Source organism: Allobosea sp. UNC402CLCol (assembly GCF_000745475.1).
Lineage (GTDB): Bacteria > Pseudomonadota > Alphaproteobacteria > Rhizobiales > Beijerinckiaceae > Allobosea > Allobosea spartocytisi.
This window is the reverse complement of record NZ_JQJJ01000014.1, coordinates 1-13,291: the sequence shown is the minus strand read 5'-3', so window position 1 is coordinate 13,291 and position 13,291 is coordinate 1. Positions and strand designations below refer to the sequence as shown.

Below are 13,291 nucleotides of genomic sequence, written 5' to 3'. Positions count from 1 at the left end.
TCAGCCGAACATCACTTCTTCTTGCCGGCGATCGGCTTCGCCTTGCCCTTGCGGGTGCGGGCGTTGGTATGCGTGCGCTGGCCGCGGACCGGCAGCGAGCGGCGATGGCGCAGGCCGCGGTAGCAGCCGAGGTCCATCAGGCGCTTGATGTTCATCGAGACTTCGCGGCGCAGATCGCCCTCGACGAGGTAGTCGCGATCGATCGCCTCGCGGATCTGAAGCACTTCGGCGTCGGTCAGCTGGTTGACGCGACGCTCGTCGGCGATGCCGACCTTCGCGCAGATTTCCTTGGCCTTGGCGGCGCCGATGCCATGGATGTACTGCAAGCCGATGACGACGCGCTTGCCGGTGGGAATGTTAACGCCCGCGATACGAGCCATGGTCTCTTCTCCATATCTGCCGGGAACCCGATGGCCCCGCGGCCTGTGAAAGAAGCCCCGCGTCCGGTGGAGGCCGGCCCATGCAGGACGTTGAACGGTTCCACGCGAGAATGCGACGTCGCCCCTTCTCGCGAAGGTAACGGCATCGCTCTCATGAAACCGGATGGCGGGTCGTTAGCGACTCATGGCGCAAGAGTCAACCTGCGCCAACCAAGATTCATGCCAAGCGCCGGTGATCGCGCCTGGCCTTCAGCTCCGCACCGTCTCCGAGAGCGCACTCTCGATCGCCGCCGAAACATCGTCGATGGCTTGCATGCCGTCGATCGGCGTGAGCTGGCCGCGCTTCTCGTAATAGGGAGCGACCACCGCAGTATCGCGGTTATAGGCTTCGAGCCGGGTCTTGAAGACCTCCGGATCGTCATCCTTGCGCACCGGCTGCCCGGCCGCCCTCGCCTCCTCGGCGCGGCGGACGATCCGATCGACCAGCTTCGTCTGGTCGACCTTGAGCTCGAGCACGGCGTCGAGCTTCAGCCCCTTGCCCGCGAGCATCTCGTCGAGCGCCTCGGCCTGCGCCAGCGTGCGCGGAAAGCCGTCGAGGATGAAGCCCGTCTTCGCATCCGGCTCCTCGATGCGGTCGGCGACGATGCCAATCACGATCTCGTCCGAAACGAGGCCGCCGGCATCCATCACCGCCTTGGCCTTCTGGCCGACAGGCGTTCCCGCAGCCACCGCGGCGCGCAACATGTCGCCGGTCGAGAGTTGCGGAATGCCATGCTTCGCGACGATGCGCGCCGCCTGAGTGCCCTTGCCCGCCCCCGGCGGCCCCAGGAAAATCAACCGCATTTAGCGCCTCGCTCCTCGCAACTTGGCCTTCTTGACCAGCCCCTCATACTGATGGGCCAGCAGATGTCCGTGAATCTGCGCCACGGTATCCATCGTCGTCGTCACCACGATGAGCAGCGAGGTGCCGCCCAAAAGGATGATCGGGATCTGAGCATAGGTGATCATGAACTCGGGGATAAGGCAGACAATGGTCAGATAGCCCGCACCCAGAACCGTGATGCGCGTCAGCACTCGGTCGATATGCTCGGCGGTGCGCTCGCCCGGCCGAATGCCCGGCATGAAGCCGCCATGCTTCTTGAGATTGTCCGCCGTCTCGACCGGATTGAACACGATCGCGGTGTAGAAGAAGCAGAAGAAGATGATCAGCGCGACATAGAGCACCATGAACAGCGGCCGGCCATGGGCGAGATAGGTCGAGATCGTCGAGACGAAGCCGGTGCCGCCCTGCGCCTGCGAGAAGCTGGCGATCGTCGTCGGCAGCAGCAGCAGCGACGAGGCGAAGATCGGCGGGATGACGCCCGAGGTGTTGAGCTTCAGCGGCAGGAACGAGGTCTGGCCCTCATACATGCGGTTGCCGACCTGGCGCTTCGGATAATTGATCAGCAGGCGCCGCTGGGCGCGCTCCATGAAGACGCAGAAGGCGATGACGCAGATCGCCATCACCAGGATGCCGAGCAGCAGCCCGGTCGAGATCGCGCCCTGGCGGCCGAGTTCGAGGGTCTGGGCGAGCTGCGCCGGGAATTCGGCGATGATGCCCGAGAAGATGATCATCGACGTGCCGTTGCCGATGCCGCGGCTGGTAATCTGCTCGCCGAGCCAGAGCAGGAACATCGTGCCGCCGACCAGGGTGATCGTGGTCGAGAGCAGGAAGAACGGTCCCGGTTCGAGCACAAGGTTACCCGAACCTTGAAGACCCACGCCGATCGCATAGGCCTGGAACACGGCCAGCACCAGCGTGAGATAGCGCGTATACTGGTTGAGGATCTTGCGGCCCTGCTCGCCTTCCTTCTTCAGCGCCTCGAAGGTCGGGATGACGCTGGAGAGCAGCTGGACGATGATCGAGGCCGAGATGTACGGCATGATCGCCAGCGCGAAGATCGCGAGCCGGCCGACGGCGCCGCCCGAAAACATGTTGAACAGCCCGAGCACGCCGGACTGGGTCTGCTGCCGGAAGAGGTCGGCCACCGCATCCGGGTTCATGCCGGGCAGCGGGACATAGGTGCCGAGCCGGTAGACGATCAGCGCGCCCAGCGTGAACCAGATTCGCTTCTTGAGTTCGTCCGCCTTGGCGAGCGCCCCGAAGTTGAGGTTTGCCGCTAGCTGTTCAGCCGCCGATGCCATGCGCCGGATCCCTGGGTCTCAGTCGATATTGAAGCACGCCGTCGGCTGAAATCGCGGAGCGTTTTCCAGGGGCGCACTGTGCGTCAAACAGTCGAACGGCGGCCAAGGCGCATGGCCCGGCCGCCGTTCGCAAACGTCATGTAGTCGTTCGGATCACGCCTGTGAAGCGGCGGCCAGAATCTTGATCGAACCGCCGGCCTTCTCGATCGCGGCGACGGCCGACTTGGACGCGCCGGCAACCTCGAAAGCGAGCTTGGTCTTGAGCTCGCCGACGCCCAGGATCTTGACGCCGTCCTTGGCCTGGCGGGTGATGACGCCCGCGGCGACGAGCGCCTCGATGGTCACCGCGCCCTTGGCGTCGAGCTTGCCCGCCTCGACAGCCTGCTGGATGCGACCGAGGTTCACCTCGTTCAGATCCTTGGCGAAGAGGTTGGTGAAGCCGCGCTTCGGCAGGCGACGATACAGCGGCATCTGGCCGCCTTCGAAGCCCTTGACCGCCACGCCGGCGCGAGCCTTCTGGCCCTTGACGCCACGCCCGCCGGTCTTGCCCTTGCCGGAGCCGATGCCGCGGCCGACGCGGATGCGCGACTTGGCCGCGCCTTCGTTGTCACGAATCTCGTTGAGTTTCATGTGTCGCCCTCCTCAATTCGCGTCGACGACGCGCACGAGGTGCTTGACCTTCTCGACCATGCCACGCACCGCGGGGGTGTCCTGGAGGGTCGAGCGGCGGCGGATCTTGTTCAGGCCGAGACCGATCAGGGTCTGGCGCTGGGTGGCGTCGCGGCGGATCGGGGAACCGATCTGCTCGACGATGAGAGTCTTCTCAGCCTTTGCCATCGAACCCTCCTCACGCTTCCGCGGCCGCATCCGTGCCGGCATCGCGGCGACGGGTCTGCAGGGCCGAAACCTTGAGCGAGCGACGGGCCGCGACCGAGCGCGGGCTGTCCTCGTTCTTCAGCGCGTCGAAGGTGGCGCGCACGAGGTTGTACGGGTTGGAGGAGCCGAGCGACTTCGACACGACGTCCTGCATGCCGACCGCCTCGAAGACGGCGCGCATCGGGCCGCCGGCGATGATGCCGGTACCGGCCGGAGCCGCGCGCAACACGACCTTGCCGGCGCCGTGGCGGCCCTGCACGTCGTGATGGAGGGTACGGCCCTCGCGCAGCGGGATGCGGACGAGACCGCGCTTGGCGGCTTCCGTCGCCTTGCGGATCGCCTCGGGAACTTCACGGGCCTTGCCGTGGCCGAAGCCGACGCGGCCCTTCTGGTCACCGACGACGACGAGTGCGGCGAAGCCGAAGCGACGACCACCCTTCACCACCTTGGCGACGCGGTTGATGTGGACGAGCTTATCCACGAATTCGGAATCTTCGCTATCCCGACGCTCACGCGGCTCTCTAGCCATCTCTACCTCTTACTTGCGCGGTCAAAGCTCGAAGCCTCGCCGCTCGCTCGAGCAAATCCCCGCGAGCCTCATTGCCGCGGGAAGCCTGAAAACGAGTGCCGCCGGGACGACGCGCGAGCGCCGTCCCGGCGAAACCCGGTATCCTCAGAAGCTGAGGCCGCCCTCGCGGGCCGCCTCGGCCAGGGCCTTGACACGGCCATGGTACATATAGGGACCGCGGTCGAAGACCACGTCCGTCACGCCGGCCTTGACCGCACGCTCGGCGACGAGCTTGCCGATCTGGCCAGCCGCCTCGACATTGGCGCCGGACTTGATCTGGGCACGCACGTCCTTGTCCATCGACGAGGCGGAAGCGAGGGTGACCCCCTTCACGTCGTCGATGACCTGGGCGTAGATCTGCTTGCCGGTGCGGTGCACCGAGAGGCGCGGGCGGCCATTGGCGACCGCCTTGATCGCGCGGCGGACGCGGGCCTTGCGGCGCGCAGTCACATCGTTCTGCTTGCTCATGGCTGGCGTCCTTACTTCTTCTTGCCTTCCTTGCGGAAGATGAACTCGCCGGCGTACTTGACGCCCTTGCCCTTATAGGGCTCGGGGCCGCGATAGTCGCGGATTTCCGCGGCGGTCTGGCCGACGACCTGCTTGTCGATACCGACGACGACGATCTCGGTCGGCTTCGGCGTCGTGATCGCGACACCGGCCGGGATTTCATAGTCGATGTCGTGGCTGTAGCCGAGCGACAGCTTCAGCACCTTGCCAGCGACAGCGGCCTTGTAGCCGACGCCGTTGATCTCGAGGCGCTTCTCGAAGCCGGCGGTGGTGCCGATCACGAGGTTGTTGATGCGGGCACGCGAGGTGCCCCAGAGCGCGCGGGCGCGCTTCGACTGCGAGCGCGGCTGAACCGCGATCGAGCCGTTCTCCATGGCAACCGAGACGTCCTCGGGAACCTCGAAGGAGAGCTCGCCCTTCGAGCCCTTGACCTTGACGAGCTGGCCGGTGACCGAGGCGGTGACGCCCGCGGGAACCGAAACCGGCTTCTTTCCGATACGAGACATTGGATCTCTCCTGAAGATGAGCGGCGCCTGTCGGGTCAGAAGACCCGGCAGAGCACTTCGCCGCCCACGTTCTGCTCGCGGGCCACATGATCGGCCATCACACCCTTCGGCGTCGAGACGATCGTCACGCCGAGGCCGTCGGCCACGCGCGGCATGGTCTCGACCGACGAATAGACGCGGCGGCCGGGCTTCGAGACACGCGAGATCGACCGGATGACCGGCTGGCCCTCGTGATACTTCAGCTCGATGTCGAACTCGGTCCGGCCGTTGCCGAACTCGGTCGTCGAGTAGCCGCGGATGTAGCCTTCGGTCTGGAGCACGTCCAGAACGCGGGCCCGCAGCTTCGAGCCGGGGGTGGACACGCGGGTCTTGCGACGCATCTGCGCATTGCGGATGCGGGTCAGCAGATCGCCGAGCGGATCAATGATTGTCATTGTCCTGTCCTCCTCACCAGCTCGACTTCACGAGGCCAGGAACCAGCCCCTTGTTGCCGAGTTCACGCAGCGCGACACGCGACATCTTGACTTTGCGATAGAAGGCGCGCGGACGGCCCGTCACCTCGCAGCGATTGCGGATGCGGTTCTTCGCCGAGTTGCGCGGCAGTTCGGCAAGCTTCAGGCGGGCGAGGAAGCGCTCGTCCATCGGCTGGTTGTCGTCATTGGCGATCGCGAGAAGACGAGCCCGGCGGCCGGCGAATTTCTTCACCAGCTTCCTGCGACGCTCGTTGTTCTCGACGGAGCTTTTCTTAGCCATCGATCTCTCCTGGTTTCCGCGTTTGAACGGTCAGTTCACTGCCGGAACGGGAAGTTGAAGTGCTTGAGCAGAGCGCGTGCCTCGTCATCCGACTTCGCAGTCGTGCAGACGATCACGTCCATGCCCCAGACCTGGTCGACCTTGTCGTAGTTGATCTCGGGGAACACGATGTGCTCCTTGATCCCGAGCGCGAAATTGCCGCGCCCGTCGAACGACTTCGGGTTCAGGCCCCGGAAGTCGCGCACGCGCGGCAAGGCGATGGTGACGAGCCGGTCGACGAACTCGAACATCTTGGTCTTGCGCAGCGTGACCTTGCAGCCAACCGCCATGTTCTCGCGCAGCTTGAAGCCGGCGATGGCGAGGCGGGACTTGGTGATGACCGGCTTCTGGCCGGCGATGAGGGCGAGATCGCCCGCAGCGTTGTCGACCTTCTTGCGGTCGGCCGTGGCTTCACCAACGCCCATGTTGATGACGACCTTCTCGATGGTCGGCACTTCCATGACGTTCTTGTAGCCGAATTCGGCGATCATCGCGGGACGGACGACGTCCTCGTAATGCTTCTTCATGCGCGGCGAGAGAGCCGCCTGCTGAGCCTCAGCCATCGATCAGATCCCCCGAACGCTTGGCGAAACGGACCTTGCGGCCGTCTTCGAGCACCTTGAAACCAACGCGGGTCGCCTTGCCGTCCTTCGGATCGGCGACAGCGATGTTCGACAGGTCGATGGTGGCCTCTTTCGAAATGATGCCGCCCTCGGACGTCTGCGACTGCTTGGTGTGGCGCTTGACGAGATTGACGCCACGCACGACGGCGCGAGCATCCTTCGGCATGACCTGCAGCACTTCGCCGGTCTTGCCCTTGTCACGACCAGCGAGCACGACGACCTTGTCGCCCTTCTTGATCTTCGCAGCCATCACAGCACCTCCGGCGCCAGCGAGATGATCTTCATGTGGTTCTTGGCGCGCAGCTCGCGCGGAACCGGTCCGAAGATACGCGTGCCGACGGGCTCCTTCTGGTTGTTGATCAGCACGGCCGCATTGCGGTCGAAGCGGATCACCGAACCGTCCTGGCGCTTGACGTCCTTGGCAGTGCGAACGACGACCGCCTTCATGACGTCGCCCTTCTTCACGCGACCGCGCGGAATGGCTTCCTTGATCGAGACGACGATGATGTCGCCGATGCGGGCATAGCGCCGCTTCGACCCGCCGAGAACCTTGATGCACATCACGCGACGGGCGCCCGAATTGTCGGCGACGTCGAGATTCGTCTGCACCTGGATCATGGCCTTGATCCTTCCAATCTGTGTATCAGCGCGGTTTCCCGGCCAGCATCAGCGCTGGCGGGGACTACGACTGACGGGGGTCGATCGCCCCCTGGCCTCAAAACAAACACGGTCCGCAAAAGTGGTTTCCACCTTTGCGGAAAAACATGTCCGGCTTCTTTCCTGCCCCGCCCTGCCCCTGATTCGGGGCCGGGCGAAGCCGGCTCGACTCACGCCTTGGGGGCGCCTTCGAGCACAACCCAGCTTTTCAGCTTGGAAATCGGCTTGGACTCCTCGATCCACACCGTGTCGCCGATCTTGAACGAACCCGCCTCGTTGTGGGCGTGATAGTTCTTGGTGCGGCGAACCGTCTTCTTGAGGAGCGGGTGCGTATAGCGCCGCTCGACCTTCACCACAACAGTTTTGTTCTGCTTGTCGCTGACGACGACGCCCTGCAGTACGCGCTTAGGCATGATTCTCTCCTCACGCGCTCGCTGCGACGGTCTTCGACCGCTGCAGCGTCTTGATGCGGGCGATGTCCTTGCGCAGTTCGGTGACACGCGCGGTGTTCTCGAGCTGCCCGGTCGCCTTCTGGAAGCGCAGGTTGAACTGCTCCTTCTTCAGCTTGAGCAGCTCATCCTGGAGCTGGTCCGTGCTCATGACCGTGAGGTCGGACAGACGCTTGGTGATTTTCATGTCAGCCTCCCTTACTCGGCGATGCGCTGGATGAAGCGGGTCTTGATCGGCAGCTTGGCGGCGCCGAGACGGAGCGCCTCGCGGGCGATCTCCTCGGACACGCCGTCGAGCTCGAACATGATCCGGCCCGGCTTGACCTTGGCCGCCCAGAATTCGGGCGAACCCTTGCCCTTACCCATGCGGACTTCGGTCGGCTTCTTGGAAACCGGCACGTCCGGGAAGATGCGGATCCAGACACGGCCGACGCGCTTCATGGCGCGGGTGATCGCGCGGCGGGCCGCCTCGATCTGCCGGGCGGTGACGCGCTCGGGCTCCTGGGCCTTCAGGCCGAACTGGCCGAAGTTGAGGTCCGTGCCGCCCTTGGCGACGCCGGAGATGCGTCCCTTGAACTGCTTGCGGAACTTGGTGCGTTTTGGTTGCAGCATGGCTCTTCTCGATCAGCCTTACGCAGCCTGCTCGCGACGATCGCGATCGCGGTGATCGCGGTCACGGCCGCCGGAACGGCTGCCCTCGTCGGAAAGGCGCTTGTCCTGGGCCATCGGGTCATGTTCCAGGATCTCGCCCTTGAAGATCCAGACCTTGATGCCGCACGTCCCGTAGGTCGTGAAGGCGGTGGCGACGCCGTAATCGACATCGGCGCGCAGCGTATGCAGCGGCACGCGGCCCTCACGGTACCATTCGAGGCGGGCGATCTCGGCGCCGCCGAGACGGCCCGAGCAGTTGATGCGGATGCCCTCGGCGCCCAGACGCATCGCCGACTGCACGGCGCGCTTCATGGCACGACGGAAGGCGACACGACGCTCGAGCTGCTGGGCGATCGAGTCGGCGACGAGCGTCGCGTCGATCTCGGGCTTGCGCACCTCGACGATGTTGATCGTCACGTCGGCCTTGGTGAGCTTCGAGACCTCCTTGCGGAGCTTCTCGATGTCGGCACCCTTCTTGCCGATCACCACGCCCGGACGCGCCGAGTGGATGGTGACGCGGCACTTCTTGTGCGGACGCTCGATGATGATCTTCGAGACGGCAGCCTGCTTCAGCAGCTTCATGAGCGCGGCGCGGATGGCCATGTCTTCATGCAGCAGCTTGCCGTACTCGCCCTTGTTGGCGAACCAACGCGAGTCCCAGGTACGGTTGATGCCGAGGCGAAGGCCGATCGGATTGATTTTCTGACCCATCGTTCTCTCCTCAGGCCTGCGCAGCAGCCTGCTCGCGCACCACGATCGTGATGTTCGAGAACGGCTTCATGATACGGGCGCCACGGCCGCGGGCGCGGGCATGGAAACGCTTCATGACGAGCGCCTTGCCGACGAACGCCTGGGCGACGACGAGATCGTCGACGTCGAGATCATGGTTGTTCTCGGCGTTGGCGATCGCGCTCTGCAGGCACTTGCGAACGTCGTTCGCGATGCGCTTGCGCGAGAACTCGAGATCGGCGAGCGCCGTCGCGACCTTCTTGCCACGGATGAGCTGAGCGACGAGGTTCAGCTTCTGCGGCGAGACGCGCAGGTTGCGGGCGACCGCAAGCGCTTCGTTCTCGGGCAGCGCACGGGGGGCGGATGCTTTACCCATGGCTTACTTCCTCTTCGCCTTCTTGTCGGCGGCATGGCCGTGGAAGGTGCGCGTCGGCGAGAACTCGCCGAACTTGTGGCCCACCATCTCCTCGGACACGGACACCGGCACATGCTTCTGGCCGTTGTAGACGCCGAACGTCAGACCGACGAACTGCGGCAGGATCGTGGAGCGGCGGCTCCAGATCTTGATGACTTCACTACGAGCCGAGGTCCTGGCGACCTCGGCCTTCTTCAGGAGGTATCCGTCGACAAACGGACCTTTCCAAAGCGAACGCGCCATGACGGACCTCAGTTCTTCTTCTTGCGGGCGTGACGGCTCGACACGATGAACGTATCGGTCCGCTTGTTCGAGCGGGTCTTCTTACCCTTGGTCGGCAGACCCCACGGCGTGACCGGATGACGGCCACCGGAGGTGCGGCCTTCACCACCGCCATGCGGATGGTCGACCGGGTTCATCGAGACGCCGCGGTTATGCGGACGGCGGCCGAGCCAGCGCGAGCGACCCGCCTTGCCGTCGTTGCGGTTCATGTGATCCGGGTTCGAAACCGCGCCGACCGTGGCGTAGCACAGACCCGAGATCAGGCGCTGCTCGCCCGAGTTCAGGCGGACGATGACATAGCCCTGGTCGCGACCGACGATCTGGGCGTAGTTACCCGCAGACCGCGCCAGAGCGCCGCCCTTGCCGATCTTCAGCTCGACATTGTGGACGATCGTGCCGATCGGCAGCGAGCCCATCGGGGCCGCGTTGCCGGGCTTCACGTCGACATTGTCACCCGCGACGACCGTGTCGCCGACAGCCAGGCGCTGCGGCGCCAGGATGTAGGCCTGCTCGCCGTCCTGATAGGTGATCAGGGCGATGAACGCCGTACGGTTCGGATCGTACTCGATCCGGTCCACGGTCGCCGGGATGCCGGCCTTGCCACGACGCTTGAAGTCGAGCAGGCGCAGCGTGCGCTTGTGGCCACCGCCGCGGAAGCGGACGGTGATGCGGCCGAGGTTGTTGCGGCCGCCCGAGGACGACTTGCCCTCGGTCAGCTTCTTGACCGGCTTGCCCTTGTAGAGCTCGCTGCGGTCGACGATCACGAGCTGGCGAAGGCTCGGCGTGATCGGCTTGAAGTTCTTCAAAGCCATGATGCTTCCCTCACAGGCCCGTGGTCACGTCGATCGAGTGGCCCTCTTCGAGGGTCACGACCGCTTTCTTGACGTCCGAGCGCTGGCCGAGCCGGCCCCGGAAGACCTTGAGCTTGCCTTCGGTGACGATCGTGTTGACGCTCTTCACCTTGACGTCGAACAGCTTCTCGACAGCGGCCTTGATCTGCGGCTTCGTCGCGGTCTTGGCGACCTTGAACACGACCTTGTTGTGCTCCGAGAGCATGGTCGCCTTCTCGGTGATGACCGGCGCCACGATCACATCGTAGTGGCGCGGGTCGAGGTTCTTGCCGGACTGGCTCATTTGAAGCGCGCCTCCAGCGCATCGACAGCCGCGCGCGTCAGGACGAGCTTGTCGCGACGCAGGATGTCATAGACGTTGATGCCCTGGACCGGCAGCACGTCGACATTCGGGATCGAGCGAGCGGCCAGGCCGAAGTTCGTATCGATTTCGGCGCCGCCGATGATCAGCGCGCTCGACAGGTCGAGCTTGCCGAAATGGCCGAGCAGCACCTTGGTCTTCGGCTCGGAGAGCGTGGCATCGTCGATGACGATGATGCCGGCATCCTTCGCCTTGGCCGAGAGCGCATGGCGCAGGGCCAGCGCGCGGACCTTCTTCGGCAGCTCGTGGCCATGGTCGCGCACGACCGGACCGAAAGCCTTGCCGCCGCCGCGGAACTGCGGAGCCGAAGCCGCGCCGTGGCGAGCGCCGCCGGTGCCCTTCTGCTTGTAGATCTTCTTGCGGGTGCGATCGACTTCCGAGCGGCCCTTTGACTTGTGCGTGCCAGCGCGGCGCTTGGCGAGCTGGTAGCGCACCATGCGGGCGAGCAGGTCGGCGCGCGGCTCGAGGCCGAACACGGCGTCGGAGAGCTCGACCGAACCGGCCGCCTTGCCCTCAAGAGTGGTGATATCGAGTTTCATCACGCGTTCTCCTCAGCCTGGGCCGCAGGAGCCTCTTCCGCCTTGGCCTCGCCGGAAACCTTGAACTTGCCCGGCAGCGGCGCATCCTTCGGCAGGGCGCGCTTGACGGCGTCACGGACATGGATCCAGCCGCCGGCGACGCCGGGAACGGCGCCCTCGACGAGGATCAGGCCGCGCTCGGCATCCGTCTGGACGACGCGCAGGTTCTGCGTGGTGACACGCTCGGCGCCGAGATGGCCCGGCATCTTCTTGTTCTTGAAGGTCTTGCCCGGATCCTGGCGACCACCGGTCGAACCGATCGAACGATGCGAGACCGAGACGCCGTGCGTGGCGCGCAGGCCGCCGAAGTTCCAGCGCTTCATGCCGCCGGCGAAGCCCTTGCCGGTGGTGGTGCCGGAGACGTCGACGAACTGGCCGACGACGAAGTGGTCGGCGGTCAGCTCGGCGCCGACCGGGATCAGCGCGTCATTGCTGACGCGGAACTCGACGATCTTCTGCTTCGGCTCGACCTTGGCGACGGCAAAGTGGCCGCGCTGCGCCTTCGAGACGTTCTTGACCTTGGCCAAGCCCGACCCGAGCTGCACGGCGACATAGCCGTTCTTCTCGATCGTGCGATGCGCGACGACCTGGCAGTTGTCGAGCTTCAGCACGGTGACCGGAATGTGCTCCCCGGCATCGGTGAAGATGCGGGTCATCCCGACTTTCTGTGCAATCACACCGGAACGCATCGGTGCATACCTTCCCTTGGGGTCATGTCCATCCGGGGATACCGGAAACAGAGGACCCGTTTAATCGGATCAGAGCTTGATTTCGACGTCGACGCCGGCGGCGAGATCGAGCTTCATGAGGGCGTCGACCGTCTGGGGGGTCGGATCGACGATATCGAGAACCCGCTTGTGGGTCCGCATCTCGAACTGCTCGCGCGACTTCTTGTCGATGTGCGGCGAGCGGTTGACCGTGAACTTCTCGATGAGCGTGGGCAGCGGGATCGGCCCGCGAACCTGGGCGCCCGTCCGCTTTGCAGTCGACACGATCTCGCGCGTCGAAGCATCGAGGACACGGTGATCGAACGCCTTGAGGCGGATCCGAATGTTCTGACCGTTCATGGTCTTTGTTCTCCGTGACGTGAAAAGGCGAAGGCCCGAAGGGCCCTCGCCCCTCACGAAAACGCGTTACGCGATGATCGAGGCGACGACGCCGGCGCCGACGGTACGACCGCCTTCGCGGATGGCGAAGCGCAGCTTCTCTTCCATCGCGATCGGGGCGATCAGCGTCACCTCCATCGAGATGTTGTCGCCCGGCATCACCATCTCCGTGCCCTCGGGCAGCGTCACCACGCCGGTCACGTCCGTCGTGCGGAAGTAGAACTGCGGGCGGTAGTTGGTGAAGAACGGCGTGTGACGGCCACCCTCTTCCTTCGTCAGGATGTAGGCCTCGGCCTTGAACTTCGTGTGCGGCTTCACCGAGCCCGGCTTGCACAGCACCTGGCCGCGCTCGACGTCCTCACGCTTCGTGCCGCGCAGCAGCGCGCCGATGTTGTCGCCCGCCTGGCCCTGGTCGAGCAGCTTGCGGAACATCTCGACGCCCGTCACCGTCGTCTTCACGGTGTCCTTCAGGCCGACGATCTCGATTTCCTCGCCGACCTTGACGATGCCGCGCTCGACGCGGCCGGTCACCACCGTGCCGCGGCCCGAGATCGAGAACACGTCTTCGACCGGCATCAGGAACGGCTGGTCGATCGGGCGCTCCGGCTGCGGGATGTAGTCGTCGACCGTCTTCATCAGCGCGATCACCGCGTCATGGCCGATTTCCGGCGTGACGTTGTCGAGAGCGGCCTTGGCCGAGCCCTTGGTGATCGGAATGTCGTCGCCGGGGAAGTCGTACTTCGAGAGGAGCTCGCGGATCTCCATCTCGACGAGCT

Annotated in this window: 25 protein-coding genes; all 25 read right to left on the bottom strand. The window is 64.8% G+C overall.

Going from position 1 to position 13,291, the window contains the following annotated elements; translation table 11 throughout:
* Positions 1-11: 11 nt before the first annotated feature.
* On the bottom strand, positions 12-380 hold the full coding sequence (gene rpsM, locus GY40_RS18620) for a 30S ribosomal protein S13 (RefSeq protein WP_038365428.1): 369 nt from the start codon (positions 378-380) through the stop codon (positions 12-14).
* 249 nt (positions 381-629) lie between these two features.
* Entirely contained in the window at positions 630-1,223 is a 594-nt protein-coding gene (locus GY40_RS18615; protein WP_038365426.1) for an adenylate kinase, read from the bottom strand.
* The gene (gene secY, locus GY40_RS18610) at positions 1,224-2,564 is read right to left on the bottom strand and encodes a preprotein translocase subunit SecY (RefSeq protein WP_038365424.1); all 1,341 of its coding nucleotides are present in this window, start codon (positions 2,562-2,564) and stop codon (positions 1,224-1,226) included.
* A 153-nt stretch (positions 2,565-2,717) separates the two neighbouring features.
* The gene (rplO, locus tag GY40_RS18605; RefSeq protein WP_038365422.1) at positions 2,718-3,194 is read right to left on the bottom strand and encodes a 50S ribosomal protein L15; all 477 of its coding nucleotides are present in this window, start codon (positions 3,192-3,194) and stop codon (positions 2,718-2,720) included.
* Positions 3,195-3,206: 12 nt separating this feature from the next.
* Positions 3,207-3,401, bottom strand: a complete 195-nt coding sequence (gene rpmD, locus GY40_RS18600; protein WP_038365420.1) for a 50S ribosomal protein L30 — start codon at positions 3,399-3,401, stop codon at positions 3,207-3,209.
* Between the two features lie 10 nt (positions 3,402-3,411).
* Positions 3,412-3,969, bottom strand: a complete 558-nt coding sequence (rpsE, locus tag GY40_RS18595; protein ID WP_038365418.1) for a 30S ribosomal protein S5 — start codon at positions 3,967-3,969, stop codon at positions 3,412-3,414.
* A gap of 144 nt (positions 3,970-4,113) precedes the next feature.
* Positions 4,114-4,476 (bottom strand): 50S ribosomal protein L18, encoded by a 363-nt coding sequence (gene rplR / locus GY40_RS18590; RefSeq protein WP_038365416.1) that lies wholly within the window; start codon positions 4,474-4,476, stop codon positions 4,114-4,116.
* An 11-nt stretch (positions 4,477-4,487) separates the two neighbouring features.
* On the bottom strand, positions 4,488-5,021 hold the full coding sequence (gene rplF, locus GY40_RS18585) for a 50S ribosomal protein L6 (RefSeq protein ID WP_038365414.1): 534 nt from the start codon (positions 5,019-5,021) through the stop codon (positions 4,488-4,490).
* A gap of 35 nt (positions 5,022-5,056) precedes the next feature.
* Positions 5,057-5,455: a 30S ribosomal protein S8 gene (rpsH, locus tag GY40_RS18580; RefSeq protein ID WP_038365412.1), complete on the bottom strand. Its 399-nt coding sequence runs from the start codon at positions 5,453-5,455 to the stop codon at positions 5,057-5,059.
* 13 nt (positions 5,456-5,468) lie between these two features.
* Positions 5,469-5,774: a 30S ribosomal protein S14 gene (gene rpsN, locus GY40_RS18575; protein WP_038365410.1), complete on the bottom strand. Its 306-nt coding sequence runs from the start codon at positions 5,772-5,774 to the stop codon at positions 5,469-5,471.
* Between the two features lie 35 nt (positions 5,775-5,809).
* Positions 5,810-6,376, bottom strand: coding sequence for a 50S ribosomal protein L5 (rplE, locus tag GY40_RS18570; protein ID WP_038365408.1), 567 nt, complete (start codon positions 6,374-6,376; stop codon positions 5,810-5,812).
* A complete protein-coding gene (gene rplX, locus GY40_RS18565; protein ID WP_038365407.1) occupies positions 6,369-6,686 on the bottom strand; it encodes a 50S ribosomal protein L24 in 318 nt (105 codons plus the stop codon). The genes rplE and rplX overlap by 8 nt, the downstream gene beginning before the upstream one ends.
* Positions 6,686-7,054 (bottom strand): 50S ribosomal protein L14, encoded by a 369-nt coding sequence (rplN, locus tag GY40_RS18560; RefSeq protein ID WP_038365406.1) that lies wholly within the window; start codon positions 7,052-7,054, stop codon positions 6,686-6,688. Before rplN ends, rplX begins: the two co-directional genes overlap by 1 nt.
* A gap of 209 nt (positions 7,055-7,263) precedes the next feature.
* Positions 7,264-7,506: a 30S ribosomal protein S17 gene (gene rpsQ / locus GY40_RS18555; RefSeq protein WP_038365405.1), complete on the bottom strand. Its 243-nt coding sequence runs from the start codon at positions 7,504-7,506 to the stop codon at positions 7,264-7,266.
* A gap of 10 nt (positions 7,507-7,516) precedes the next feature.
* Positions 7,517-7,729, bottom strand: coding sequence for a 50S ribosomal protein L29 (gene rpmC / locus GY40_RS18550; protein ID WP_038365404.1), 213 nt, complete (start codon positions 7,727-7,729; stop codon positions 7,517-7,519).
* Positions 7,730-7,740: 11 nt separating this feature from the next.
* Positions 7,741-8,154: a 50S ribosomal protein L16 gene (gene rplP / locus GY40_RS18545; protein WP_038365403.1), complete on the bottom strand. Its 414-nt coding sequence runs from the start codon at positions 8,152-8,154 to the stop codon at positions 7,741-7,743.
* A gap of 18 nt (positions 8,155-8,172) precedes the next feature.
* Positions 8,173-8,904 carry a 30S ribosomal protein S3 gene (gene rpsC / locus GY40_RS18540; protein WP_038365402.1) on the bottom strand — a complete coding sequence of 244 codons (732 nt, stop codon included), beginning with the start codon at positions 8,902-8,904 and terminating at the stop codon, positions 8,173-8,175.
* A gap of 10 nt (positions 8,905-8,914) precedes the next feature.
* Positions 8,915-9,298 carry a 50S ribosomal protein L22 gene (rplV, locus tag GY40_RS18535; protein WP_038365400.1) on the bottom strand — a complete coding sequence of 128 codons (384 nt, stop codon included), beginning with the start codon at positions 9,296-9,298 and terminating at the stop codon, positions 8,915-8,917.
* Between the two features lie 3 nt (positions 9,299-9,301).
* Positions 9,302-9,580 (bottom strand): 30S ribosomal protein S19, encoded by a 279-nt coding sequence (rpsS, locus tag GY40_RS18530; protein ID WP_038365397.1) that lies wholly within the window; start codon positions 9,578-9,580, stop codon positions 9,302-9,304.
* An 8-nt stretch (positions 9,581-9,588) separates the two neighbouring features.
* Complete coding sequence (gene rplB / locus GY40_RS18525) at positions 9,589-10,431, bottom strand: 50S ribosomal protein L2 (RefSeq protein ID WP_038365394.1); 843 nt, start codon at positions 10,429-10,431, stop codon at positions 9,589-9,591.
* 10 nt (positions 10,432-10,441) lie between these two features.
* Positions 10,442-10,753 (bottom strand): 50S ribosomal protein L23, encoded by a 312-nt coding sequence (locus GY40_RS18520; RefSeq protein WP_038365392.1) that lies wholly within the window; start codon positions 10,751-10,753, stop codon positions 10,442-10,444.
* Positions 10,750-11,370: a 50S ribosomal protein L4 gene (gene rplD, locus GY40_RS18515; RefSeq protein ID WP_038365389.1), complete on the bottom strand. Its 621-nt coding sequence runs from the start codon at positions 11,368-11,370 to the stop codon at positions 10,750-10,752. The genes GY40_RS18520 and rplD overlap by 4 nt, the downstream gene beginning before the upstream one ends.
* Positions 11,370-12,098 carry a 50S ribosomal protein L3 gene (gene rplC / locus GY40_RS18510; RefSeq protein ID WP_038365386.1) on the bottom strand — a complete coding sequence of 243 codons (729 nt, stop codon included), beginning with the start codon at positions 12,096-12,098 and terminating at the stop codon, positions 11,370-11,372. Before rplC ends, rplD begins: the two co-directional genes overlap by 1 nt.
* 69 nt (positions 12,099-12,167) lie before the next feature.
* Positions 12,168-12,476, bottom strand: a complete 309-nt coding sequence (gene rpsJ, locus GY40_RS18505; RefSeq protein ID WP_038365384.1) for a 30S ribosomal protein S10 — start codon at positions 12,474-12,476, stop codon at positions 12,168-12,170.
* A 66-nt stretch (positions 12,477-12,542) separates the two neighbouring features.
* The coding region (locus GY40_RS18500; protein ID WP_038365382.1) for an EF-Tu C-terminal domain-related protein at positions 12,543-13,291 on the bottom strand (749 nt) is incomplete at its 5' end.